Origin of the sequence: Ruminococcus flavefaciens (assembly GCF_900108555.1) — a bacterium.
GTDB classification, from domain to species: Bacteria; Bacillota; Clostridia; order Oscillospirales; family Ruminococcaceae; genus Ruminococcus; species Ruminococcus flavefaciens_P.
On the sequence record NZ_FNWV01000007.1, the window covers coordinates 12,360 to 36,448 of the forward strand.

19 protein-coding genes are annotated in these 24,089 nt (G+C 43.2%); 16 read left to right on the forward strand and 3 right to left on the reverse strand.

The genetic code is table 11. The features are described from left to right. Window positions 1-130: 130 nt before the first annotated feature. Entirely contained in the window at window positions 131-865 is a 735-nt protein-coding gene (locus BLW60_RS10365; protein ID WP_074717088.1) for a hypothetical protein, read from the reverse strand. Then, the gene (locus tag BLW60_RS10370; RefSeq protein WP_074717090.1) at window positions 865-2,460 is read right to left on the reverse strand and encodes an MBL fold metallo-hydrolase RNA specificity domain-containing protein; all 1,596 of its coding nucleotides are present in this window, start codon (window positions 2,458-2,460) and stop codon (window positions 865-867) included. The genes BLW60_RS10365 and BLW60_RS10370 overlap by 1 nt, the downstream gene beginning before the upstream one ends. 640 nt (window positions 2,461-3,100) lie before the next feature. Here BLW60_RS10370 and BLW60_RS10375 point away from each other — a divergent pair. The 11 genes from BLW60_RS10375 to BLW60_RS10430 all read left to right on the forward strand — a co-directional run bounded on the left by BLW60_RS10375 (window position 3,101) and on the right by BLW60_RS10430 (window position 14,370). Continuing rightward, entirely contained in the window at window positions 3,101-3,559 is a 459-nt protein-coding gene (locus BLW60_RS10375; protein ID WP_074717092.1) for a DUF2975 domain-containing protein, read from the forward strand. An 11-nt stretch (window positions 3,560-3,570) separates the two neighbouring features. Further along, window positions 3,571-3,783, forward strand: a complete 213-nt coding sequence (locus tag BLW60_RS10380; protein ID WP_072952515.1) for a helix-turn-helix domain-containing protein — start codon at window positions 3,571-3,573, stop codon at window positions 3,781-3,783. A 70-nt stretch (window positions 3,784-3,853) separates the two neighbouring features. Beyond that, window positions 3,854-4,369 (forward strand): RNA polymerase sigma factor, encoded by a 516-nt coding sequence (locus BLW60_RS10385; RefSeq protein WP_074717094.1) that lies wholly within the window; start codon window positions 3,854-3,856, stop codon window positions 4,367-4,369. Further along, entirely contained in the window at window positions 4,339-6,156 is a 1,818-nt protein-coding gene (locus BLW60_RS10390; protein WP_074717096.1) for a hypothetical protein, read from the forward strand. Before BLW60_RS10385 ends, BLW60_RS10390 begins: the two co-directional genes overlap by 31 nt. 166 nt (window positions 6,157-6,322) lie before the next feature. Beyond that, window positions 6,323-7,645, forward strand: a complete 1,323-nt coding sequence (locus tag BLW60_RS10395) for an esterase/lipase family protein (protein ID WP_139283407.1) — start codon at window positions 6,323-6,325, stop codon at window positions 7,643-7,645. 75 nt (window positions 7,646-7,720) lie between these two features. Continuing rightward, entirely contained in the window at window positions 7,721-8,890 is a 1,170-nt protein-coding gene (locus tag BLW60_RS10400) for a dockerin type I domain-containing protein (RefSeq protein WP_074717098.1), read from the forward strand. 259 nt (window positions 8,891-9,149) lie between these two features. Further along, on the forward strand, window positions 9,150-10,037 hold the full coding sequence (locus BLW60_RS16270; RefSeq protein WP_175460927.1) for a dockerin type I domain-containing protein: 888 nt from the start codon (window positions 9,150-9,152) through the stop codon (window positions 10,035-10,037). 170 nt (window positions 10,038-10,207) lie between these two features. Further along, window positions 10,208-11,725, forward strand: coding sequence for a zinc ribbon domain-containing protein (locus tag BLW60_RS10415; RefSeq protein WP_074717099.1), 1,518 nt, complete (start codon window positions 10,208-10,210; stop codon window positions 11,723-11,725). Window positions 11,726-12,143: 418 nt separating this feature from the next. Further along, window positions 12,144-12,905 (forward strand): hypothetical protein, encoded by a 762-nt coding sequence (locus BLW60_RS10420; protein WP_074717101.1) that lies wholly within the window; start codon window positions 12,144-12,146, stop codon window positions 12,903-12,905. A gap of 123 nt (window positions 12,906-13,028) precedes the next feature. After that, window positions 13,029-13,661, forward strand: coding sequence for a hypothetical protein (locus tag BLW60_RS10425; protein ID WP_074717103.1), 633 nt, complete (start codon window positions 13,029-13,031; stop codon window positions 13,659-13,661). Window positions 13,662-13,680: 19 nt separating this feature from the next. Then, window positions 13,681-14,370: a PepSY domain-containing protein gene (locus BLW60_RS10430; protein WP_074717105.1), complete on the forward strand. Its 690-nt coding sequence runs from the start codon at window positions 13,681-13,683 to the stop codon at window positions 14,368-14,370. Window positions 14,371-14,439: 69 nt separating this feature from the next. Here the strand turns inward: BLW60_RS10430 and BLW60_RS10435 are convergent, their stop codons facing one another. After that, window positions 14,440-14,670, reverse strand: a complete 231-nt coding sequence (locus tag BLW60_RS10435) for an HPr family phosphocarrier protein (RefSeq protein WP_019680953.1) — start codon at window positions 14,668-14,670, stop codon at window positions 14,440-14,442. A 276-nt stretch (window positions 14,671-14,946) separates the two neighbouring features. Between BLW60_RS10435 and mtaB the strand changes: the two genes are divergently transcribed. The 5 genes from mtaB to glgA all read left to right on the forward strand — a co-directional run bounded on the left by mtaB (window position 14,947) and on the right by glgA (window position 24,010). Further along, window positions 14,947-16,257, forward strand: a complete 1,311-nt coding sequence (mtaB, locus tag BLW60_RS10440; RefSeq protein ID WP_074717107.1) for a tRNA (N(6)-L-threonylcarbamoyladenosine(37)-C(2))-methylthiotransferase MtaB — start codon at window positions 14,947-14,949, stop codon at window positions 16,255-16,257. A gap of 126 nt (window positions 16,258-16,383) precedes the next feature. After that, entirely contained in the window at window positions 16,384-20,088 is a 3,705-nt protein-coding gene (locus BLW60_RS10445; RefSeq protein WP_074717109.1) for a phosphoribosylformylglycinamidine synthase, read from the forward strand. A 26-nt stretch (window positions 20,089-20,114) separates the two neighbouring features. Then, window positions 20,115-20,423, forward strand: a complete 309-nt coding sequence (locus BLW60_RS10450; RefSeq protein ID WP_028516755.1) for a hypothetical protein — start codon at window positions 20,115-20,117, stop codon at window positions 20,421-20,423. A 111-nt stretch (window positions 20,424-20,534) separates the two neighbouring features. Next, window positions 20,535-22,187, forward strand: coding sequence for a leucine-rich repeat protein (locus BLW60_RS10455; RefSeq protein WP_074717111.1), 1,653 nt, complete (start codon window positions 20,535-20,537; stop codon window positions 22,185-22,187). Window positions 22,188-22,555: 368 nt separating this feature from the next. Further along, window positions 22,556-24,010: a glycogen synthase GlgA gene (glgA, locus tag BLW60_RS10460; protein WP_074717113.1), complete on the forward strand. Its 1,455-nt coding sequence runs from the start codon at window positions 22,556-22,558 to the stop codon at window positions 24,008-24,010. The last annotated feature ends 79 nt before the right edge of the window (window positions 24,011-24,089 follow it).

Here is a 24,089-nt window from a genome sequence, read left to right on the forward strand (position 1 = left end):
AACGCAAATCATAATTCGTAATGCGTAATCAATTGTGTCGGCTTACGCCGACGGATTAAAGAATTATTTTGATCCTGTCCGCCATTCGGCTGACACCAATAATTACGAATTACGCATTAAGCATTACGAATTATAAAGATTTGCTTGTGATATAGCGTTTTTTCACGTTCAGCAATGTAGCCGAGAAAAGGAGATATCCTTTTAATTCTCTGAAATAGGGGATAAGCTCGTCATCGTCATATAATGTCAATTTGATTATGAGCCGCGAGAATACGAAGAAAAACCCCACTACTATCAGCCACCTGCTCTGTGATATGGAGTATCCGTGGAGTATCATTCTTATCATAAAGATGAAGAATGCAGTGATAAGCAGAGCTGAGAGGATATCCATACCAATTATACAGTAAAGGTAGGAAAGGTTCTTTTTTACAGCAGCAGCATAGTTGTGGAACTGCTGTGCAAGCTGAGCAGCTTCTGCCGCTATACCTGCCACAGGAAATATTATCATCAGGCGATAATGCTTTTTCATATTTACAAGTATCGTGAATATCAGAAAAGCAGCAGGAAGTATGCAGTACATTATCACAACTGTGATATAATTCAGCGGCAGTTCATTTCGTGCAAGGTTAATGAAGTCAGTAGGCGGTTTGTAGTCTGAACCAAGGTCGTTAAGTCTGATAAGCTCTTTTGGGCTGTTATAAATGTAAAAAACAGCGTGAAAAGCGGACATGATGAAAACGAATAAATAAATTATAGTACTTGATAAAATGTATTTTTTTCTGTCAGTGTCGCTCATATTTCTGCATATGGGACAGAGAGAGAAATTGTCGTGTATTTTTGCGCCGCACTTGTCACAGTACCGCATTACAGCTTCCAGCTGTCACAGAGCTTATGGATAGCTTCTGTGAGCTGGCGCATATCGGCATTTGTTCTGCCTTCCGAGTCTTTGATAAGAGCCGAAAGTCTGTCCGAAGCAGCAATGAGGTCGCTGTATGCAATGCTGAAGTTTGCGGTGTTTTTCTTCTTTGGTATCGGTATAGGCTCAGCGTCAATGGTTATGACATTTTCGGCAATGTCGAATTCAGCACCGCTGTACGGTACATAAACATCTTTGCCCAGCTCATCTCTCAGACGCTGTGCAAAGCTTTCTGAGGAGCTTGCTTCACCGTGGTTGATGAAGAACCTCTGAACTCCCGAAACGGCTTTAGCCCATTCGAGAAGTCCGTTCACATCAGCGTGACCGCTGATACCCGGGAGCTGAGTTATACGTGCAGCGACCTTGACTGTCTCACCGAAGAGCTTGACGCGCTTTGCGCCTTCCACAAGGCTTCTGCCGAGGGTGTTGCTTGCCTGATAGCCGACAAAGAGGATAGTATTCTGCTTTTTCCAAAGGTTGTGCTTGAGGTGATGCTTGATACGTCCTGCTTCACACATACCGCTGGCAGAAATGATGACCTTCGGGCGTTCATCGCTGTTTATTGCGATAGAGTCGTTGCTTGTGACTGTGCGGATAAGGTCGGGGAATCCGATAGGATTGATGCCCTGACGAACGAATGAAAGAGCCTCTTCGTCATAGCAGCTTTCACGGTTGTTTACGAAAATATCTGTAGCTTCGTTTGCGAGAGGGCTGTCCACATAAACAGGGAAGCCGTCGTGACCTTTGACAAGTCCCTCGGATTTGATATGTCTTATGAAGTAGAGCATTTCCTGAGTTCTTCCGACAGCAAATGAAGGTATTATAACACTTCCTCCGCGGTCAAATGTCTCTTGCAGCACCTTTGCCAGCGATGTTGTGTAGTCTGTAGGGCGGTCGTGGACACGATTGCCGTATGTGGACTCCATTACAACATAGTCAGCCTCAGCGAAATGCTGTGGGTCGCGTATGAGAGGCTGGTGGATATTGCCGATATCGCCTGAGAAAGCAATGGTCTTTGAAACGCCGTCCTCAGTAAGAGTGAGGAGGATACTTGACGAACCGAGGAGATGACCTGCGTCACGGAAAAGCACCTTTATACCCTCGTATATCTCGACTTCCTTTTCGTACTGATGAGGTATAAATAGCTCGATAGCACCGAGAGCGTCCTCCATAGTGTAGAGCGGCTCATAGTTAGGATCGCCGCGTCTTTCAGCCTTACGGCTGCGCCATTCTGCTTCAAATTCCTGAATGTGGGCACTGTCGCGGAGCATAACGCTGCAAAGGTTTGAAGTAGCTTCCGTAGCGTGTATCTCTCCCTGAAAACCGCCCGAGTAGAGCAGAGGCAGCAGACCTGAGTGGTCGATATGAGCGTGAGTGAGGAGAACGAAGTCGATATTTGAAGGTGAAACAGGTATCTGAACGTTCTCGAATATATCTTCACCCTGCTGCATACCGAAGTCCACAAGGAACTTCTTGCCGCAGGCTTCTATATAAGTGCAGCTTCCCGTAACTTCGTGAGTTGCACCGATAAAAGTCATTTTCATTGAAAAACCTCCTTTAGTAAATCAAAATTTGCAGCGTGACGCTGAACACTTTCTCCGCGCTTAAATAAATCTGATAAACAAATTATAGCCGCGAGAGACAATGAATTAATAGGTAAATATCATCGCGTGATTTGCTAAATTTTGATTTGAGCCGTTAGCCATTAGCCCATTGTAGGGGCGGATATTATCTGCCCGTGTATGACTTGCGCAATAAATAGCATGAACCAATGTGTAGGGGAGGGCGCCCTCGCCCTCCCGCGTGGGTATTTATTATTATTATTATTATTATTATTATTATTGCGGGAGCCCGAGGGCGGGCTCCCCTACAAATGTAAATATAATTTATCTTACTTATATTATACCATATTTTACGGCTTATGTCTATAATTAAACTGCGAAAAATGACTGAAAACTGAAAAAACTCCCAAGCAGTTTAATGATAAACGATAAATAATTATCGTGCGAAATATACAATGAAGTGCTGAAAACAGCTACCTGTTTATGTTTAATCGTACAATATTTAATGATAAACGATAAAAAACAGTTGACAAACATTAACGGCTGTGCTATTATTTAGTCACAGAAACGGAGTAACTCTATGTTCTGATAATGAACAAATACTTTACAAGGAGCGATCAATATGAATAAAACGAAAGTAGAAGCCATGATAAAGAGAAGCAGCTTTATTGTAATGATAATAGCTGCTGTAGAGACAGTTCTTTCGGTGCTGATGGCGGTAATGGAATACAAAAACTGTAAAAAAATGTCTCCTGAAGTCTTTAAGATGATGCTGCCAAACAGTGTAAATATGCTTTTCAATGCGTCAACATTTATTATTGAGATGGTCGTATTCTACAGGATATTCCGAAGCGGCAGACCGTTTACAAGCGGCAATATAACAGCGGTCAGAGTTATAGCTGCACTGTCGCTTATCGGCAGTATCGTTATTGCATTGATAAGGCACAGCGCAGGTATGCCAATCATATCGGCATTATTCACTTCGATCTTTTCGGTATTCGGAGCTGTAGTTTTTCTGTTCTTTGCCGAGATAATGCGCTACGGAAAGCTTCTCCAGATCGAATCTGACGAGACTTTATGAGGTGAGGGCGTATGTCGATAATTTTAAGACTTGACCGCGTAATGGCTGACAGAAAGATAAGCCTTAACGAGCTCAGCGACCGTGTTGGGGTAAGCAATGTTAATTTGTCAAAGCTGAAAACAGGCAAGGTGAGTGCGATACGTTTCTCCACGCTCAATGCCATATGCAAGGCACTGAAATGCCAGCCCGGAGATATACTGGAATTCACAGACGACGAAGAATAAAAATTTTTTTAAACTCTCTGCACAATTACTCATTCCTCATGTGTGTTATATATGAAAGGAGGTCACAGCAATGAATAATGACAGTACTGCATTATACGCATTCAGAAAATACGGAAACACAGTTCTGCGCGCAGCCTTTGCGTTTTGCGGCAGCTATGCCGAGTCAGAGGACATAGTTCAGGACGTTTTCCTTTCATTACACACATCTCCCAAAACCTTTAATGACGACGAACATCTTAAAGCGTGGCTCCTTAGGGTAACGATAAACAAGTGCAAAAACCTGAAAAGAAGCTTCCGCTTCAGCCGTACCTGTTCTATAGATGAGCTGGAACAGTCCGAGGCTATATATGAGATAAGCACCGAAGGGCGCGAACTGCGCCGACAGATATCGGAGCTCCCGCGGAAGTATGCCGAGGTAATATTCCTTCATTATTATGAGGGCTACAGCATAAAAGAAATAGCCGGGATACTTGAAAAGAATGAAAATACGGTTGGTTCATTACTGAAAAGGGGACGGGAAAAGTTAAGAGCTGAACTTGAAAAGGAGGATGAGTCATGCGGAGAGACGATTATAAAGACGCTCTGAATGAGCTTCAGCTCAGCAGTAAATTCCGTGAAGAAATGGAGAAAAAGCTTGCAGGAAGCGAGCAAAAAACAGAAGATGAGTACGAAGACGTCGTAACTCATGTTGACGTAATAAAACCAAAGAGATTTCGCGGACTTGCAATAGCTGCGGCATTTGTTATATGCGCAGGAGCTATCGGCGGCGGAGCGTATTACAAATACAGTGAAAGAAGCGGTATAGAGCCTCATGGCGAGCAAAGGATATATAATGACCGTAACTGTCATTTCCCCTTTGCTACACTTCCGCTCCATGATGCAGTATTCAATGCAACCGACAGAGTCGTTAATGCGACTGTTGTGGGTTATGACGATATAGCAAAGAAGCTTTGTGATTATTTTGAAAGTATTGAATGGAAAGAATTAGAAGTTGAAAAAGATACAGTGTATAAAGAGAGTTATATGTACTTTTATTCAGGTGTCAGCTTTTCGATCAATAATTATAAAGTCGTTATAAAGTCTGATGATAATGCATATGTGACACGAAGGATAATAAAAGACACCAGCGGAAAAGAACTGGACGAAGAAAAGGATTTTATCCCTGAAGTGATCTTTAATTCTTACGATTATTATACGTATTCTCTGCCTGAGGGAACATATTATGAGCTTCTCAGTATGCTTCTTGCGGAAAGAACAGGCGGAAATGCTGATTTCTGCGGTATAAAGGCAAGCTTTGCAGGCGCAGAATACCATACTCTGAGAGACGGAGGAAAGGTATCGGATATACAGGCGTTTTCTCTTTCACTGGTCTTTAATGAGCCTTTGTGGAGCGAGTGTACGGAAGAACCTGATGAAGATCCCGATGAAGAGCCGATCACACTCAAACTGCAAAACGGCAGAGAGCATTATCTGATAAGCGTGTACAGAGACGCTTTTGTATATATCAGTAAGACTACAGACGGCGTAGATGGAGAAGAGATAAGTAAGTATCGCTGTAAAGATAATCCGCGCATATATGACGAGGTAAAGGCTGCACTTAGCGAAAACGACAGCTATTTGTGGCTTGAAAAGTGTCCGATAGAGCTTGAACATGAAGAAGCTGTTATTATCAGGAAAGAAAAGGGCATAGAAAAAGCATATTGTGTTGCTTCTACGTGGTATACTAAACTTGCCGACATACTTGATACCTGTGACTGGACTTACTATGATGATCTCTTCTATATGGAAAATCTTCCTGACGGTTCGGTTCAATATTCGATATCTGATGAAAAATTAGCAGAAAACGAGAATACTTTCAAAATAGCTATCGGTGATCAGGTCATTATAGTAAATGACAATGATCTTGTCACTTTGCAGGGAGGCAACAGATTTAGTATAAGCAATAGAGATTATGAAGCTTTAAAAGCTTATGTGGATGATATTGACGGACAGTCTATGAGAGATTTCGAGATATCGGACTGGTTCATTGAAAATATGCTGGTACTTGGCGATCAGTCGTGTTATAACGTATACCGTAATGATCCTGATGATGGTATAGATGTTTATAGTGCCGGAACTTTATCATTAAACAAAAAAGAATTGGCAGAAATGAGTTCAAACTTGAGATCATTCATGTGGGAAAGACAGGACGTTTCAGAATTTGATGAGAAAAGTGATATTAACTTTGGCGATGATCTAATGTATTCTGATCATATCTCCATAGATAAAAACGGCAATATGGAGATCAATCTCTTTAACTCCACTTATTATTTCCACACCGATGATCCAAGATATGAAAGGTTTTATGAAAGCATAAAAACAAAGGAAGAATAGATATATTCAAAAAACAACATGATATAAGGGATTTTTCAAAGCATTTCTGTCTTTTCGGTCGGGCAGAAATGCTTTGGCTGTTTTATTGACAAAATATCCCCTTAGATGTATAATCTTAGTGTGATGCGATGAAGTATCGGATAAGAATTTTATGAGAGGGGAATATATGGAAATACTGTCTCTTTTAACAAAAATGATACTTACCTTTTGTGCAGTTAATATATATGCGGTCTCACTTATGTATCTTCATGGAGCAATGAAAGTCCTCGTCGTAATTGTTGGTATATTATTTGTATTTGTCCTTTGCGCAGTTCCGTGCAGCTCCCGTGAGGGCGGCAGACTTGGGCGTATGCACCGCGGCAGCCATCTGATGAAGATATTCCTTGTTGATGTAACTGCTGAGACAGCAGGCTGCATTTATTATGCAGTATGCGGAAAATGGGGACTTACCCTCACCATAAACTGCATCATAGCGTTTATCCTGCTTGCACTTATGTTTCTGGTATCGGCTGCAAGGATATACACAAGCTCTGTCCAGATAGGCATAAAATGGCGAATATTAGGCTTGATATTCGCTTTTATACCCGTGATAAACGTTATTATCCTTTTGAAGATGATAAAGCTCACTGACGCTGAATACAGGACGGAATGTGACAGGCTTGCCCTTGACTGCTCCCGTGAGCAGGAAAGAGTCTGCGCTACGAAGTATCCCATACTCATGGTACACGGGGTATTCTTCCGCGATGTGAGAGCTTTCAATTACTGGGGAAGGATACCGCAGGCACTTGAAAAGAACGGCGCAAAGATATACTACGGCTGTCAGCAGTCAGCGGACTCTGTTGCAGGCTGCGCCGCTGAGCTTAAAGCGAAGATAGACGAGATAGTCGCAAAGGAAAAGTGCGGCAAGGTAAATATCATAGCACATTCCAAGGGCGGACTCGATTCAAGATATGCCATATCCCTGCTCGGAGCAGGCGATAAGGTGGCAAGCCTTACAACTATAAATACTCCTCACCGAGGCTGCCAGTTCGCAGATTATCTGCTGTCGAAAGTTCCTGAGAGCTTCAAGAACGGACTTGCCGACAAATACAATGCTGCTCTTAAAAAGCTTGGCGACACCAAGCCCGACTTCATTGCGGCAGTCACCGACCTAACTGCTTCGGCTTGTGAACAGATGAACAGCATATGTGAGGACGTTAAAGGCGTGTACTATCAGAGCGTCGGCTCACGTTCGGTATCGGCTATGGGCGGACGTTTCCCCTTAAATCTGACCTATAGTTTCGTGAAGTATTTCGACGGACCTAATGACGGACTTGTTTCCGTTGAGTCTATGAAATGGGGCGAGAAATTCATTTTTGCCGAGCCACACGGTAAAAGGGGAATAACTCACGGCGACATCATAGACCTTAACCGCGAGAACATAAAGGACTTCGATGTAAGAGAGTTTTATGTGGGGATAGTAAAGGAACTTAAAGAAAAAGGCTTCTGAGATATTGACATATTCGGAGTTTTTTTCTATAATATAAGTATCATATATCGGACAATTCATAAAGGAGGTATTTTTATGAAGAAAACAAAGCTTCTGGCAGGGGCACTTTCAGGAATAATGGCAGCAGCTATGGCAGCTTCGGCTATGACCGCATCAGCTGACGCATTAAAGCTGGGCGATCCTACAGGCGACGGCATTATCGATTCAATAGACGCTTCATATATACTCAGCTTATACGCTGATCTTTCCGTAAACGGTGAAGAAATAACAGATGAGATACTTGAGATCTGCGACGTTGATAAGGACGGCAAGGTGAATTCACTTGATGCTTCACTTATCCTTTCTTATTACGCAAATCAGTCTATAGCCGATACAGAGGTATCATTGGAGGCTTTCATCGAGGAGATCTGCAATAAGGCTGTTTCATGGTGGGACGAGAACGCAAAAGATCTTGTATATGATCCCACATTTTCATTGAGTTGGTACGATACATTTAGTGAGGATATTCCGTGGGGAAAATGGGATCCTGATTCGAATACATGGAGTGAAAGTGGGCTTTGGGATAATGAAGCCCTGTGGGGGCCATGGCAATTGTGGTATACTAACCCATCTGCATTGATTGACGGTGAGCTTTCGGATACAGAAATTACAGATGCTCCAGGATCTGCTTCTTCATCTCCATGGATCTGGGGATCTTCATACAATCCGTGGGGCAGCTTGTGGTCATTTAGTGACGAAAACGGACAAGCCGTTACAACAGAAGAAACGACTTCTGATGACGGCTATGCAGGCAGCATGGACAGCAGATACTGCTTATGGATAGACATTGCAGAGAATAAGGACTATGTATTCAACGATGATTTCATAGAGGTATGCTTCAAACTCAAGGATAATATCCCTAAGAAAGACTATCCTGTAAGATTTATCACTGATTTCTCAACAGTCAATGGTAATTCTCTCGTGCCTGATAAGGTAATGCAGGGTAATATCAGAGTAGGCGGCAGCATCGAGGCTCAGGACGTTTCATCAGAAACAGGCTTCGTTGCTTACGGTGACAATGTTTCCGCAAATCCAGGAGAGGAAGTACGCTATCGCATAAACCTCAAGAACAATCCGGGTATGGCTGCTATGCTCGTATGGGTATACTATGATTCAAATGCTATGGAAGTTGAGAAAATTACTCCGTCAGGCGAATTTGCTGAACTCGCTGATACTGTTGTTACAGGCGAAAAGCCAAAGAACTAAAGATCTGTTGAAGCTCCCGATGACCGTGGTGCTGATATAAAAGTTTATATTGATCTATCTGGGAGCCCTTTCCGAGAAAAGGGCTCCCTTTTTTATAAGTGGGGCTTTCAATAATTAGCATAAATTATTATATAATTATTGCAATAATAGGGCTTTTTTAATTGTTTTAGTTATTTAATATATAATCTATTGACATTGTGATATCCAATTTATATAATGTAGTTAGAAAGATATTGATAAATCATAAGGGGGTATGATTATGAATATTAAAAAGATTATAACAGGTGCAGTAGCAGGAGTAAGCGCACTGGCGGTATGTATGCCGCTGAATATAAGTGCAGCAGCTCCGGAAGAAGAATATGTTGAGTGTGATGATTTTCCTCTCATCTCATACCACATATTGGACGATCATGTCGAAGTTGTAAAAAATCCGATTTTAAAGGAACTTGAAGCTCTTATCGCGGGGGGAACAGATAAGGCTAAAGAGGCTGAAAGCGAACTGGCGAGCCTGCTTGCAAAGGTGCTGACCAATGAAGTCGTAATAAAAGACACAGTAAACGGTCTGCCTGTAACAGAGATAGCTTACCAGTGCTTTTACGGAGATGACAGGATAAAGTCCATTATCCTGCCCGATACCATTGTTGCAATAGAGGGAAGTGCTTTTGAAAAGTGCTCGGGATTACTGTCCATAACCATAAAAAATCCTGACTGCAATTTAGTATCGGGAGTCTACTATTCCATATCCAATGACACTGAAAGAGTGGAATGGAAGGAAGGCAAAAAGCGTTATTCAAAGTATGTCCCTAAGTATAGCGGTACCATATACGGCTATGAGGACTCTACAGCGCAGGCGTATGCGGACAAATACAATTTTAATTTTGAACTTCTCAGTGACGGAACACACGCTGCAAAACTTGGCGATGTTAACGGTGACGGCAGGATAGATTCTGTAGACGCATCGAATATACTTGCTTCGTATGCAGTATTTTCAACAGGACAGGCTTCACCTACATCGACTGAGGTCGCCGCAAGCGATGTGAACAATGACGGCAAGATAGATTCTATCGACGCATCAAAGGTACTTTCGTTCTATGCTTACAGTTCTTCAAGCGGAACCCTGAGTTTTACCGATTATCTGAAGAAATAACAAGAAAAGCCCTCATTCGAGGGCTTTTTTCCATAATATCCGAATTTTTGCCAAAATCGCCGTTATGTAATCTTATGTAACAGTTTTTTTACTTGACATATTTAATGGTATGACTTATAATGATAACAGTATTACTTTTGACCATTTGACCTATTTACAGGAGGGATATTATGATATGCAAAAAATGCGGAAGTGAGCTTCCCGAGGACGCTCTGTTCTGTACAGAGTGCGGAGCTTCGCTTGCAGAAGAAAAAAACGAAGACATAAACGAGGTATCATCTGTTGATACGGATACGGACAATGAAAAAACTTCCATTTTACCACACCTTGAAAAAGTAATAGCTGACAATGAGGAGACGCTCAGTCTCACACAGGAGCAGGTACAGCTTCTTAATGATGAGCCAACGGAGATACTCAGCACTACCGAGAAGATAGATATACCTGAGCCGTCACCGATACCGCCTGCCGAGACAAGCTTTGAGAAGCCTGCTGAGTTCCCGAAGCAGGAAGCTCCCGCACCTGAGATAAGTGCTCCCGAGAGCTTCAACGACAACAGCGATACCATGAAGATACCCGTACAGCCTGAGTACGGCTCGGAAAATGCAAATAAAGACCGGTATACAAATGAGCCTAAGTACAGTATCAATGACAGTGTACAGCCGCCTGTGAACGATACACCTCAGTATCAGCCGCAGCCCCAGGAACAGCCTGCAGAACCTGTGCCTGCACCAATGCCTGTACAGGAGGACAAGCCAAAGGCTCGCAAAAAAGTCGGCGGCGGTCGTATCCTCGGAGCATCTGTGGTATCAATATTTACTATACTTTTCCTCATGCTTTGCAGCTTCCTACTTGCAGTAAAGCTCGGAGCCAACGGAAATGTCATAAGAAAGAGAGCCGCAAAGCTTGACAGCGAGACAGTTCTTTCTGCTCAGTATGACGGCAAGGAGCTTTCAAAGACCTTCTATGACTCTATGGGATTCAGAACAGCAACAAGAGGCAATGCCGATGAAGCAGGCTTCAAGAGATATATGCTCAACACTGATTTCCGTGAGTATATGGGCAGAGTTGCTGACAATTACCTCGATTTCATCATAGACGGCGAGGGAAGTGATCCTTCACTTACTTCCGAGGACTTTGTAAACGATTTCATAAAGGCTAATAAGGGCGCAGCAGTCAAGGAGTTCAACTACGACTTTGATGACGATGATTATGAGCTCATAGCCAAGAACCTTGATAAGGACAATTTCACTGATTCACTCAGCATAAGAAAGTGGAACAGAAAAGTCGGCTTCCCTGTAGACAGGCTCAGCTTCGTATTCTCATATATAACGATAGGCATAATCGTTGCATTCTTCCTGCTTTTCCTCATCTGGATAGCAGCTATAGTTGACAAGCGCGCAAAGCACGTTACAGGATTCTTCGGCTTTATATTCACATTTACGGGAGCACTTTTCACTCTCGGCGGACTTGCGATACTTATCGGTTCGGCAATGGGCTTCACATTCACACATAAGGTAGGATATTACCTTGCAGAAAATCTGCTCCTGCCGTTCACTTTGATTATCATTGCAATAGGAGTAGCCGAGCTGTTCATCGGATTTGTATTCAGAAAGACATACCTCGGTATAAGAAGAAAAGCAAAGAAAGCCGCAGCAGCTGCCGCAGCCGCAGAAAACGCTGCTAACTGATAAAAACAGCGTTGCACAAGTATGATACATATATAAAAGTTTATAGTTGTTTATTGGGGAAAACCTTTCTGAAGAAAGGCTTTTCCCCAAACCCTTTTCCAAAGACTTTTTATCTGATTTTTTCTCAGATAGGGCACTCCCTGCATTGTTGCAGGGCTTTTTTATTTTGGGTGTGCCCTATCTGAGAAAAAATAAAACAGGAAGTTTTAGGGGAGGAGTTTGAGGAGAGACCCTTTTTCAAAAGGGTCCTCCTCAATAGATGACCATCAAGCTTCTGTATGTGTAACAAACTTGTGAAACGCTGTTTTTGTCATTTATAGCATAAAAAAACAATGAAAATTTGTGTTAAACGATAGTTGATACTTAATATGAAATATGTTATAATACGGTATGAACGAATTATTAACGGAGGAATATTATGAAAGCAGGTATCATAGACAGTCCGAACAAATTCGGATTCTGGGAATTTTCCATAGGCGAAACAATGGATTTTATAGTTGCTGCTGATATCAGTGAGCTTTCAGGCTGTGATGTGCTGCTTGTTTCTGAGGAATACTGCGGCGGAGCGATAGGCACGTTAATGGAGAATATCCGTGCATCGGAAAAGCTTTGCAGGATACCTGCGGCTGCGGTGACATCTGAGAGGAGCTGCGAAGATCAGGAGATACTTTTCACGCTCGGCTTTGATGATATAATACTTCTTCCTGCCTGCCCTCAGCTTATACAGCGCAGGGTCGTATCGCTTGTAAAAATGGCATCTAACTGCTGCTCGGAGAGAATAATAAACCTCGACAGCCTTATGAAAATGAAGGACGCAGAATGTGGAGCATTTTACGTATGCACAGATGATTTTGAGAATATATACAAGTTCGTTCGCAGGATACTTGAGCGCACTAAAAAGAACGCACAGGTACTTGTACTCACTATCGAGGACAGCAAAAACTGTGATGCAATGTCTTGCAGGAATGAGATAAGCACACTGTCCCATGCGGTAAAGCTCTGCCTCAGACGCGGAGATATGGCAACAGTCTGCGGCGACAATAAGATGCTCGTACTGCTAATAGGTGCTGATGATGAGGGCGGACACCTTGTTGCAAACCGTATCGTCAGCAGCTTTTACAGCGAATGTGAGGATCAGGACCTTGAGCTGACTTACGATATACGCGCAGTCAGAGCATAATGAAAAAAAGAAGCTTCCTTGAACGGAAGCTTTTCTGATATTAAGATTTTTCTTGCTATTTTTGACGTATTGCTGTATAATTGTAATGTAGGATTATTCTGAACTGAAGTCAGGAGGAATGATATGAATAAACTAAAGGTATTTGCCGTATTATCGACCGCATTTGTGTCGGCTTCAATTTTCGGCAGCTGCGGAAACAATAACGAGCCAAAATATATCGACGGACCTGTTATAACTGTAGTAACAACAGAAAACAAAAACGTTAAAACGACCACAACAGCTCCTGCTACTACGACTGCTTCAACAAAAAAGCAGAAAGACAAAAAGACTGTCACAACAGAGGCAGAGACCACCGAAACTGTCACTGCTAAAAATAAAAAGAACAACAAGTCAAATAAAAAGACTACCTCTGCGGAAACTGAAAATGTTACTTCAACTACCGAGTCTGTATTTCAGAGCGATGACGGTACATATGTTGAGTATCATTTCCGCAATGCCAAGCTTCTGAACCAGCATTTCGAGAAGCACGGTGCGGAGTTCGATGACGATTTCGGCTATGAGACCGCAAAGGAATACGAAAAGGGAGCCAGCGATGTTATCAATAACTCGGAAGCTCTTCATAAGACCGAAGCTGAGGACGGTGACGGCGTTTATTATATTGAAGATACAAACGAATTTGTTATCCTTTCCACAGACGGATATATAAGAACATATTTCCGTCCGAACGGCGGGATAGATTACTATAACAGACAATAAGCGAAGGGAGCGGCTTTAAATGAAAAAAGCGGCAGCAGCAGTAATTTCAGTACTGACAGCGGCAGCTATGTGCGGATGCTCGGGAAAAAGTTCAAAGAGCAAAAGAGCTGATGAAAAGGAAAGACCTACATCATGGTCGGTGGAACAGCGCACACTTGACGATGTGACTCCGCGTGACGGCGAAACACAGATATATGTAAAGCATGACGAAGAGGACGATGACATTATATACCTGATACAGGGCATTCTGAGTCCCGATCCTGTAAACGACAAGGACGAGGCTCTTGACGTTATAGCTTCATATTCCGAGGTAATGGGCTTTAACGACGTATATTCAGAGCTTCAGTTCCGCGGCACAATAGAATACGATACCAAAGTGGATTATGTATTCGACCAGTACTGCGACAACATGAAAGCAGGCTCGGTTGAGCTTACTGTAGATCATATCAGCGGCAATAAGCCCGAGATACTCATCAGCAATTATATGGATCTCTGGAACTTCAATACAAAGCCGAAGGTAAGCGAAGCAGAAGCTATAAAGTGCGCCGAAGCAAAATACAAGGTGGATAAAGGCGCTAAGGCTGAGCTGAAAATACTCAGCGGACCTGTGCTTGCGTGGTGCGTTCCTGTGACAAATGAAAATGTCTGCGAGGTATATATTGACGCAGGAAACGGCGATATAGTACAGGAAACCAGATCATATGCCTGATACATAAAGAAAAAGGGGATACATTCCTTACGGAACATATCCCTTTTGCTTTGTTATTAACTTTTTATCTTACTTAACAATGAACTTGTCGATCTCTTTAAGGAACTTATCAGCATCATCTGTGTGCGCATTAAGCTGGATTGGCTTTGAGAGGTCGAGGCTGAAGATACCCATGATAGACTTAGCGTCTATAGCGTATCTACCGGAAACGAGGTCAATATCGAAATCATACTTCATAACGATGTTGACGAATTCCTTTACGTCGTTGATTGCCTGAAGATTAACAGTTGTTTTAGTCATACTATACCTCCTGTTTTCAGATGTCTGGGTTGTTTTTTTTCTTGTTTATTTCTTTTTCTGCGGCTTTTCCCTTCCGCAACTATATAATAGCACTATTAAAGCGCGGTGTCAAGCCATTTTCTGAATTTTCGTCATAATAGTGCAATAGATTGACACAGGAATAGCAATTTTTATGGATAGCAGATAACTATTAACAGTGCATAAAAACACAAAGTAATAATTGTGCAAACTATACACACAGCAGAATGTGCATATTTTATAAACTATGGGTGAATTATGTATAAAGTATATTTTATAACCTTTGGCTGTAAGGTCAATCACTATGAAACTGAATGTATGAAGTCGCTTTTTCGTGAGGCAGACTTCGAGATCGCGGAAGAATCGGCGGACGCAGATGCAGTTGTCATAAATTCCTGTACGGTCACTTCCTCGGGGGACAGCCGTGCCCTTACGGCTCTGAGAAAGGCTCGTGCCGAACTTCCTCATGCGGTCATAGCTCTTACGGGCTGCTATCCGCAGGCAAACAGGGAGGAAGCCGAAAAGCTTTCCGAGGCGGATATAATCGCAGGAACAAAGTTCCGCAGCCATATAGTGGGCATGGTGAAGAACTGCCTTGAAACGCGGTCGCACATGGTCGAGATAGAGGATTACGGCACTGACGATGTGTTCGAGCCGCTGAAATGCACCCGTTTCGACAATAATACCCGTGCATTCGTGAAGATACAGGACGGCTGCAACCAGTTCTGCTCATACTGCATGATACCCTACGCAAGGGGACGCTGCCGCTCGAAAGCCCCCGAAGTACTGCGTGATGAGGTAAGAGCCATAGCGGAGAGCGGCAAGAAGGAGATAGTCCTTTCGGGAATAAATCTTGCATTTTACGGCAGAGAATGGGGACTTGACCTTGCTGATGCTGCGGAGATATGCGCGGCTCAGGACGGCATAGAGCGCATAAGGCTGGGCTCATTAGAGCCCGAGATGATGTCCGAGGAACTGCTCATGCGGCTGAAAGCCCTGCCTCAGTTCTGTCCACAGTTCCATTTGTCCCTGCAAAGCGGCTGTGAGCGGACACTTAAAGCCATGAACCGCAAATATACCGCTGCGGAGTACCTTGCTCTTACTGAGCGTATCCGCAGTATCTTCCCCGACTGCTCCTTCACTACGGACGTAATGGTGGGATTTCCGCAGGAAACAGACGAGGACCATGCTGAGTCGGTAGAGTTCATACGTAAGGTAGGCTTTGCGAAAGTCCATGTGTTCAGATATTCGCGGAGAAAGGGAACAAGAGCCGACAAAATGAGTGGACAGGTAGCCGAGAGCGTCAAGACTGTAAGGTGGCAGGAAATGACTGCCGCAGCAGATGAAACCAGGGAAAAATATCTCAGCTCACTGGTAGGCAAAACAGTGCCTGTGCTGTTCGAGCGTGAAAATTCTACAGAATTTCACCGCGGATATGCACCTGATTATACACAAATAAAGATTTCTCGAAAAAATCCCGAAAAAAGTTTGCGTAATCAGATAATTAGTGTTATAATAGAAGAGTATGGTCACGACTGCTGCATTGGCAGTCCCATTGATGAACTTTAAATAAAATTCGGAATGCGGAATTAGGAATTAGGAATTGATGTATCGCCTTACGGCGATGAATTAAAAAAGATTAATTCCGAATTCCGAATTCCGAATTCCTAATTAAAATTGAAGGGAGACTGAATTATGTCCGTATTCAGAATTTACGTTGAAAAGAAGCCTGAATTTGCAGTAGAAGCTCAGTCTGTGCTCAGTGATATAAAAACTGCACTCAGACTAAACATTTCAGGAGTACGTATCCTTAACAGATACGACGCAGATAAACTCAGTGAGGAGGATTTCAAGGCAGCTATAAGCACTGTATTCTCAGAGCCTGCCGTTGACGTTGTATATGACGAGCTTCCGCAGATATCAGAGTCTGACAGGATATTCGCTGTAGAGTACCTCCCCGGACAGTTCGACCAGAGAGCCGACAGCTGCGAGCAGTGTATACAGATACTCCGTCAGGGTGAACGCTGCCGCGTAAGAAATGCCCGTGTATATATCATCTCAGGTATCATAAGCGATGATGATTTCGCTAAGCTCAAGGCTTATATCATCAACCCTGTCGAGAGCCGTGAGGCTTCACTGGAAACAGTAAAGACTCTCGATACAAATTACGATATCCCTACAACAGTTGAGGAGCTGGAAGGCTTCATCAACCTCAATGCACTGGGACTCCATGCATTCGTTGACAAATTCGGTCTTGCTATGGACTATGACGATATCAAGTTCTGTCAGGACTATTTCCGCAACGAGGAAAAGCGCAATCCTACTATCACAGAGATTCGTATGATAGATACTTACTGGTCTGACCACTGCCGTCATACCACATTCCTCACAAATATTGAGAACGTAAAGATAAATACTCCTTATATAAAAGATACATATGATATGTATATCAATGTACGTGAAGAGCTGGGCAGAACGGACAAGCCCATTACTCTTATGGATCTCGGCACTATCGCTGCCAAGAAGCTTAAGGCTGACGGAAAGCTCCCCGACCTTGACGAGAGCGAAGAGATCAATGCCTGCTCTGTAAAGATAAAGGTAGACATCGACGGCGAGCTCGAGGACTGGATACTCATGTTCAAGAACGAGACTCACAACCACCCTACAGAGATAGAGCCTTTCGGTGGTGCAGCTACCTGCCTCGGCGGTGCTATCCGTGATCCGCTTTCGGGACGTTCATATGTATATCAGGCAATGCGTGTAACAGGTGCGGCAAATCCGCTCGTTCCTGTTGAAGATACTATCGCAGGCAAGCTCCCACAGAGAAAGATAACTCTCGGTGCTGCAAACGGCTACAGCTCATACGGCAACCAGATAGGTCTTGCAACAGGCCATGTTGCTGAGGTATACCACCCCGGCTATGTTGCAAAGCGTATGGAGATAGGCGCAGTTCTCGGTGCTGCTCCTGCTGAGAATATCCGCAGAGAAAGACCTGTACCGGGAGATATCGTTATCCTTCTCGGCGGCAAGACAGGCCGTGACGGCTGCGGCGGTGCAACAGGCTCATCAAAGTCTCATACACTGGAGTCTCTCGAACACTGCGGTGCAGAGGTACAGAAGGGTAATCCGCCTGAGGAGAGAAAGCTCCAGAGACTGTTCCGCAATCCTGAGGTAACAAAGATGATAAAACGCTGCAACGACTTCGGTGCAGGCGGCGTTTCAGTTGCTATCGGTGAGCTCACAGACGGACTTATCATCAACCTTAACGCAGTACCTAAGAAGTACGACGGCCTTGACGGTACTGAGATAGCTATTTCCGAGTCACAGGAGAGAATGGCAGTAGTCATCGCTCCCGAGGACCTTGATAAATTCCTTGAAGAGGCTGCAAAGGAGAACCTCGAAGCTACACTCGTAGCAGACGTTGTTGAAGAGCCTCGCCTTAAAATGGTATGGAACGGCAACACTATCGTTGATCTGTCCCGTGAGTTCCTCAACTCAAACGGTGCTCCCAAGTTCACAGACATCGAGGTTGAAGCTCCTCTCCCACGCGCTGAGGAAGAGATCGCAGACAAGGCTGAGTCATGGACACAGCTCATGTCAAACCTCAATGTATGCTCACAGAAGGGACTTATCGAAAAGTTTGACTCCACTATCGGTGCAGGCACAGTCCTTATGCCATTCGGCGGTGTATATCAGATGACACCTTCACAGGCTATGGCTGCAAAGATACCGGTACTCAAGGGCGAGACAAATACCTGCTCACTCATGGGCTGGGGCTATAACCCTGATATATCCGAAAAATCGCCTTATCACGGTGCAATGCTTGCTGTTATCGAGTCTATCGCAAAGGTAGTTGCAGCAGGCGGTACATATAAGAAGTGCTGGCTCACATTCCAGGAATACTTCGAGAGAACACAGAACGATCCTCTCCGCTGGGGCAAGCCTATGGCAGCTCTTCTCGGTGCATTCAAGGCACAGCTCGAGCTCTCATGCGGTTCTATCGGCGGTAAGGACTCAATGTCAGGTACATTTGAGAATATCGACGTACCTCCTACACTTGTTTCATTCGCAGTATCAACTGCAATGGCAGACAAGATAGTTTCAACTGAATTCAAGAGCGCAGGAAATACAGTTATCTCTATCGTTCCCGAGTATGATGAGAACGGACTTCCTAAGTTTGACAGCATAAAGGCTTGCTTCGACAAGGTAGAGAAGATAATCGCCGATGACCGTGCAAACGCTATATGGACAAACGGCTACGGCGGATTTGCCGAGGGTATCGCAAAGATGTGCTTCGGTAACAAGATAGGTTTCGAGTTCACTTCATATCTCAGCAGCAATGAGCTGTTCAAGCCTTGCTACGGCGCATTCATCATCGAGCTCAAGGGCAGCGCAAACAGCGATGAGAACGTTATCGGTAAGACTATTTCCGATTACAAGATCATATGCCGCGATTATACTCTCAGCCTTGACAATCTCCAGAGAATATGGGAAGCTAAGCTCGAACCCGTATTCCCATGCCGCATAAAGACTACAGATACAACTCCTCAGACATATTCTTCACCTAATCGTATACAGCTTTCAGCTTCTACAAAGATAGCAAAGCCGAGAGTTCTTATCCCTGTATTCCCGGGAACTAACTGCGAATACGATACTGCAAGAGCCTTCGAGAAGGCAGGTGCAAAGCCTGAGGTAGTAGTTATCCGCAACCTGTCCGCAGGCGATATCGAGGAGAGTGTAAGATACTTTGAGAACGCTGTAAGACGCTCCGAGATAATCATGATCCCCGGCGGATTCAGCGGCGGTGACGAGCCTGAGGGAAGCGGTAAGTTCATTACTGCATTCTTCCGCAATCCTAAGATCAAGGACGCTGTTCACGACCTCTTAAAGAACCGTGACGGACTTATGCTGGGTATCTGCAACGGCTTTCAGGCACTTATCAAGCTTGGACTTGTTCCATACGGCGAGATAATCGACATGGCTGACGATGCTCCTACACTTACATTCAATACTATCAACCGCCACCAGTCAATGATGGTAAATACACGTATCGCTTCCAACAAGAGCCCGTGGCTCTATGGCTGCGAGGTAGGTGATATACATACAGTAGCTATCTCACACGGTGAGGGACGCTTCGTAGCACCTGCAAGTCTTATACAGCAGCTTGCAAAGAACGGTCAGATAGCTACACAGTACGTTGACCTTGACGGCAATCCGACAATGGATATCCGCTATAATCCTAATACTTCTATCGAAGCTATCGAGGGTATCACTTCACCTGACGGTCGTGTATTCGGTAAAATGGGACACTCCGAGCGTAAGGGCAGCTACATCTGCAAGAACGTTGAGGGTGAAAAAGACCAGAAGATATTCGAGAGCGGCGTTAAATACTTTACATGATGATATGACCATAGGGGGAATTTTTTATGAGTCATGCATTTAACTTTTTAGGGGGAGAAGAACTTTCACAAATAGGTGCAACATGGTTTGTATCATATGCATATCATGAATTTATGACTTTTGAACATATGAATTGGAAAAAGGTTAAGACTTTTCCATCGCGTATAGAAAAGTTTAATAATAGTAAAAAGTATCATTTATATTGGCTGTTTAAGGTATGTGATATGGATACAGAGAAATTAAAAACAAATAAGATAGAGTTAGCACCTGATAAAACAAAAGCAATGGCTAAAGAATTGCTGGAAAAGTTGTTGCTTGAACAGATAAATGGTTGATGTAATCTAAAGAGATACTTAATTAAAGGACGACTTTACGTCGTCCTTTTCCTATTGACAAATGATATAAAGTGTGATATTATTATAAAAATTTTATATTGGAGGTCAAACATGAAAATCAAAAAATTAACAGCATTAGTTATGGCATTTACTGTTACGTGTGGGGTAACACAGGCAGTAAATAACTATTCTCCCGTCAGCTTTACAGCTTCGGCTGAGGAGCAGATCAGTGAGGCGGTATCTTTCGATGAAGAGACAGGTACTCTTACTCTCAGAGGAGACATTTACTATTCAGATGTGCAGGAATACAAAGGAAAAGCTAAAACTGTAATAGCCGAAGAGGGAACAGTTCTTCCGGAATACTGTTCAGAACTTTTTTCAGGCTTTAAAAATGCCACAAAGATAGACCTCAGCAAAGCTGATGCAAGCAAAGTAAAATATATGACGCATATGTTCCGAAGCTGCTCAAACATGACATCTATTGATCTGTCTAATTTTGATACATCAAACGTTGTATTAATGAACGGCGTTTTTGAGAGCTGTGACAGTCTTCTTTCAATTGACCTTTCAAGCTTTGATACTTCTAAGGCTGAGACGATGTATGGAATGTTTTATATGTGTTACCACTTGCAGTCACTTGATCTTTCAAACTTTAATACGGTAAATGTAAGCATTATGAAAGATATGTTTGGAGGATGCAGTGAATTAAAAACTGTTTATGTAGGATCAAAGTGGGTCACAGATGGCGTTATAGATGATAGTCATATGTTTGAAGACTGTAATGCACTTACAGGCGGAAACGGAACAAAATATGACGAAAAGAAAATTTCCATAGAGTATGCACACGTAGACGAAGCTGATAACCCCGGATATTTTTCTGTACGTGAGGGCGGATCTTATGAAACACCTGCTGAACTGAAAAGTACAATTGTAAAAGACGGAGCATTAACTTACAGAGTATTTGAGGATCACGCAGAGGTACTGAAGTGTGATGAAAAAGCAGAAGGCGATATCGTTATTGCAGACAAGGTAGACGGAAAACCTGTTACCAAGATAGCAGTTGATGCATTCCTTTTATGTAAAGTTTCATCTGTTGTAATGCCTGATACAGTCAAGGAGATAGGAACAGCTGCATTTTCTTCATGCAGTATTTCCGAGAATTTTAAAATATCTAAAAACCTTGAACGTATAGGTGTTGAGGCGTTTAATTGGGCTTCGATCCCGTCATTGGAACTGTCTGTTTCCTCAGATGATATGGAATTGGCAGCATTTAGCAACAGTAATTTTGAAAAGATCGTTTTGTCTGATAATGTCGAAAAGATAAAAAATGGTTTGTTCTATAATTCGGCTATTAGGGAGCTTACTATTCTGAATCCTGATTGCGATATATATGACAGTGAAAAAACTTTTGGCAGTGTTCATACTATTATAGGTCACAGAGGCTCAACAGCAGATGCTTATGCAAAGAAATACGGTATTCTGTTTTATGCACTTGAAGACAAGCCTGTTGTATACGGCGACGCTAATGATGACGGCACAGTTGATATGTCTGATGTTGTTCTCATAATGCAGAGCCTTGCAAATCCTAACAAGTATGGTATCAACGGCACAGATGAAAATCATATCACTGACTTCGGACTTAAAAATGCCGATGTCAGCAGAGGTGAGAATAATGCGCCTAACGGAGTTACCAACGATGACGCATTGCTTATCCAGAAATATCTCCTCGGACAGGTTTCCACATTAACAGTTAAAATGCCATAAGCATTTATATCGGCACGGTTTTTACTGTGCCGATTTTTTCTGCTTTCATAAGGGGGCTGAAAAACGCGTTTTTTCAACGGAAAATCATTGAATATCAAAAAAGTTTTTAGTTATCAGTTGTTAGTGCATAGTGATAAGTATGCAATGATCTCTCTGTACTGCGTACTTATCATTAAATACCGAACGCTAACAAATATTTTTTGAATTTCCATACAAATTTAGGTGAATACTATTGTTGATTATCACGGAGTTTCTGCTCGCTGTGCAATGTTCATATTTTTGTGTTGACTAATGGCAGGAATTAGTATATAATATTTATTAAGGTTACAGGTGTTTGCTGTAACAAATAACGAAAAAGGAGATATGCTATGAACAATATTCTATTCGCCGCTTCTGAGTGCGTTCCATTTATAAAGACAGGCGGTCTTGCTGACGTTGTTGGAGCACTTCCGCAGTATATCGACAAAAATCAGTTCGATGTAAGAGTTATTATGCCTTATTACACCTGTATACCCGAAAAGTACAGGAATGAATTCAAATATGTTCACCACTTCTATATGGACTACGGTATGAGAAGCGAGGGCGTTCATGTCGGTATAATGGAGTATGAATATAACGGTATCAAGTTCTATTTCGTTGATAACGAGTATTACTTCAAGTGCGATACGCCATATTCTCCCGATCTGAAATGGGATATAGAGAGGTTCACTTTCTTCTGTAAGGCTGTACTGGCTATCATGCCTGTTATAGGCTTCCGTCCTGATATTATCCATTGTCACGACTGGCAGGCTTCTCTGATACCTGTGTTCCTTCATTCTGCCTTTGCTACAAATCCGTTTTTCAGCTCAACAAAGAGCATTATGACTATCCATAACCTGAAATTCCAGGGCGTATGGGATATAGATACATTCAAGTATAATACAGCTTTGCCTGATTATATGTTTACATCGGATAAGCTGGAGTTCCACAAGGACGCTAATATGCTCAAGGGCGGTCTGGTTTATGCTGATTATATAACCACAGTTTCCGAGACCTACGCTCAGGAGATAAAGTATCCTTTCTACGGCGAACAGCTTGACGGACTCCTCCGTGCGCGTTCAGCTTCACTGAGAGGTATCCTCAACGGTATCGACTATAAGGTATTCGATCCTGAAAACGATGAAAAGATACCTGTGAAGTTCACTTCCAAGAACTTCAAGACCAAGAAAGCCGAGAATAAGGAGAAATTGCAGGCTCAGCTGGGACTTCCCGTTGATAAGAACAAGTATATGATAGGTATTATCTCCCGTCTTACCGACCAGAAGGGACTTGACCTCGTAAATTACGCTATGGAGCGTATCTGCGATGAGAATACACAGTTCGTCATTATCGGTACAGGCGACCCGAGATATGAGAATATGTTCAGGCATTATCAGTGGAAGTACCCCGAGAGGGTTTCGGCTAATATCCTCTATGATGATAATCTGGCTCACAAGCTCTATGCGGCTGCTGATACTATCCTTATGCCTTCGCTTTTCGAGCCCTGCGGACTTACTCAGCTCATCGCGCTGAGATACGGCACTTTGCCTATAGTCCGTGAAACAGGCGGTCTGAAAGACACAGTACAGCCCTACAACGAGTTTGAGGGTACAGGAAACGGCTTCTCATTTGCCAACTATAACGGAGACGAGATGCTGTCAACTATCAATTATTCCAAGAAAGTCTACTTCGAGCACCGCAAGCAGTGGGACGAAATGGTAAAACGAGCTATGGAGCAGGACTTCTCATGGAACAGCTCCGCCCGTCAGTACGAGGGAATGTACAACTGGATGATAAATTGGTAAAAATATTGCGTGAGGGCGGACTCGTTCCGCCCTTACTGGTTTAATTCATAATTCATAATGCATAATCGTAGGGGCGAGT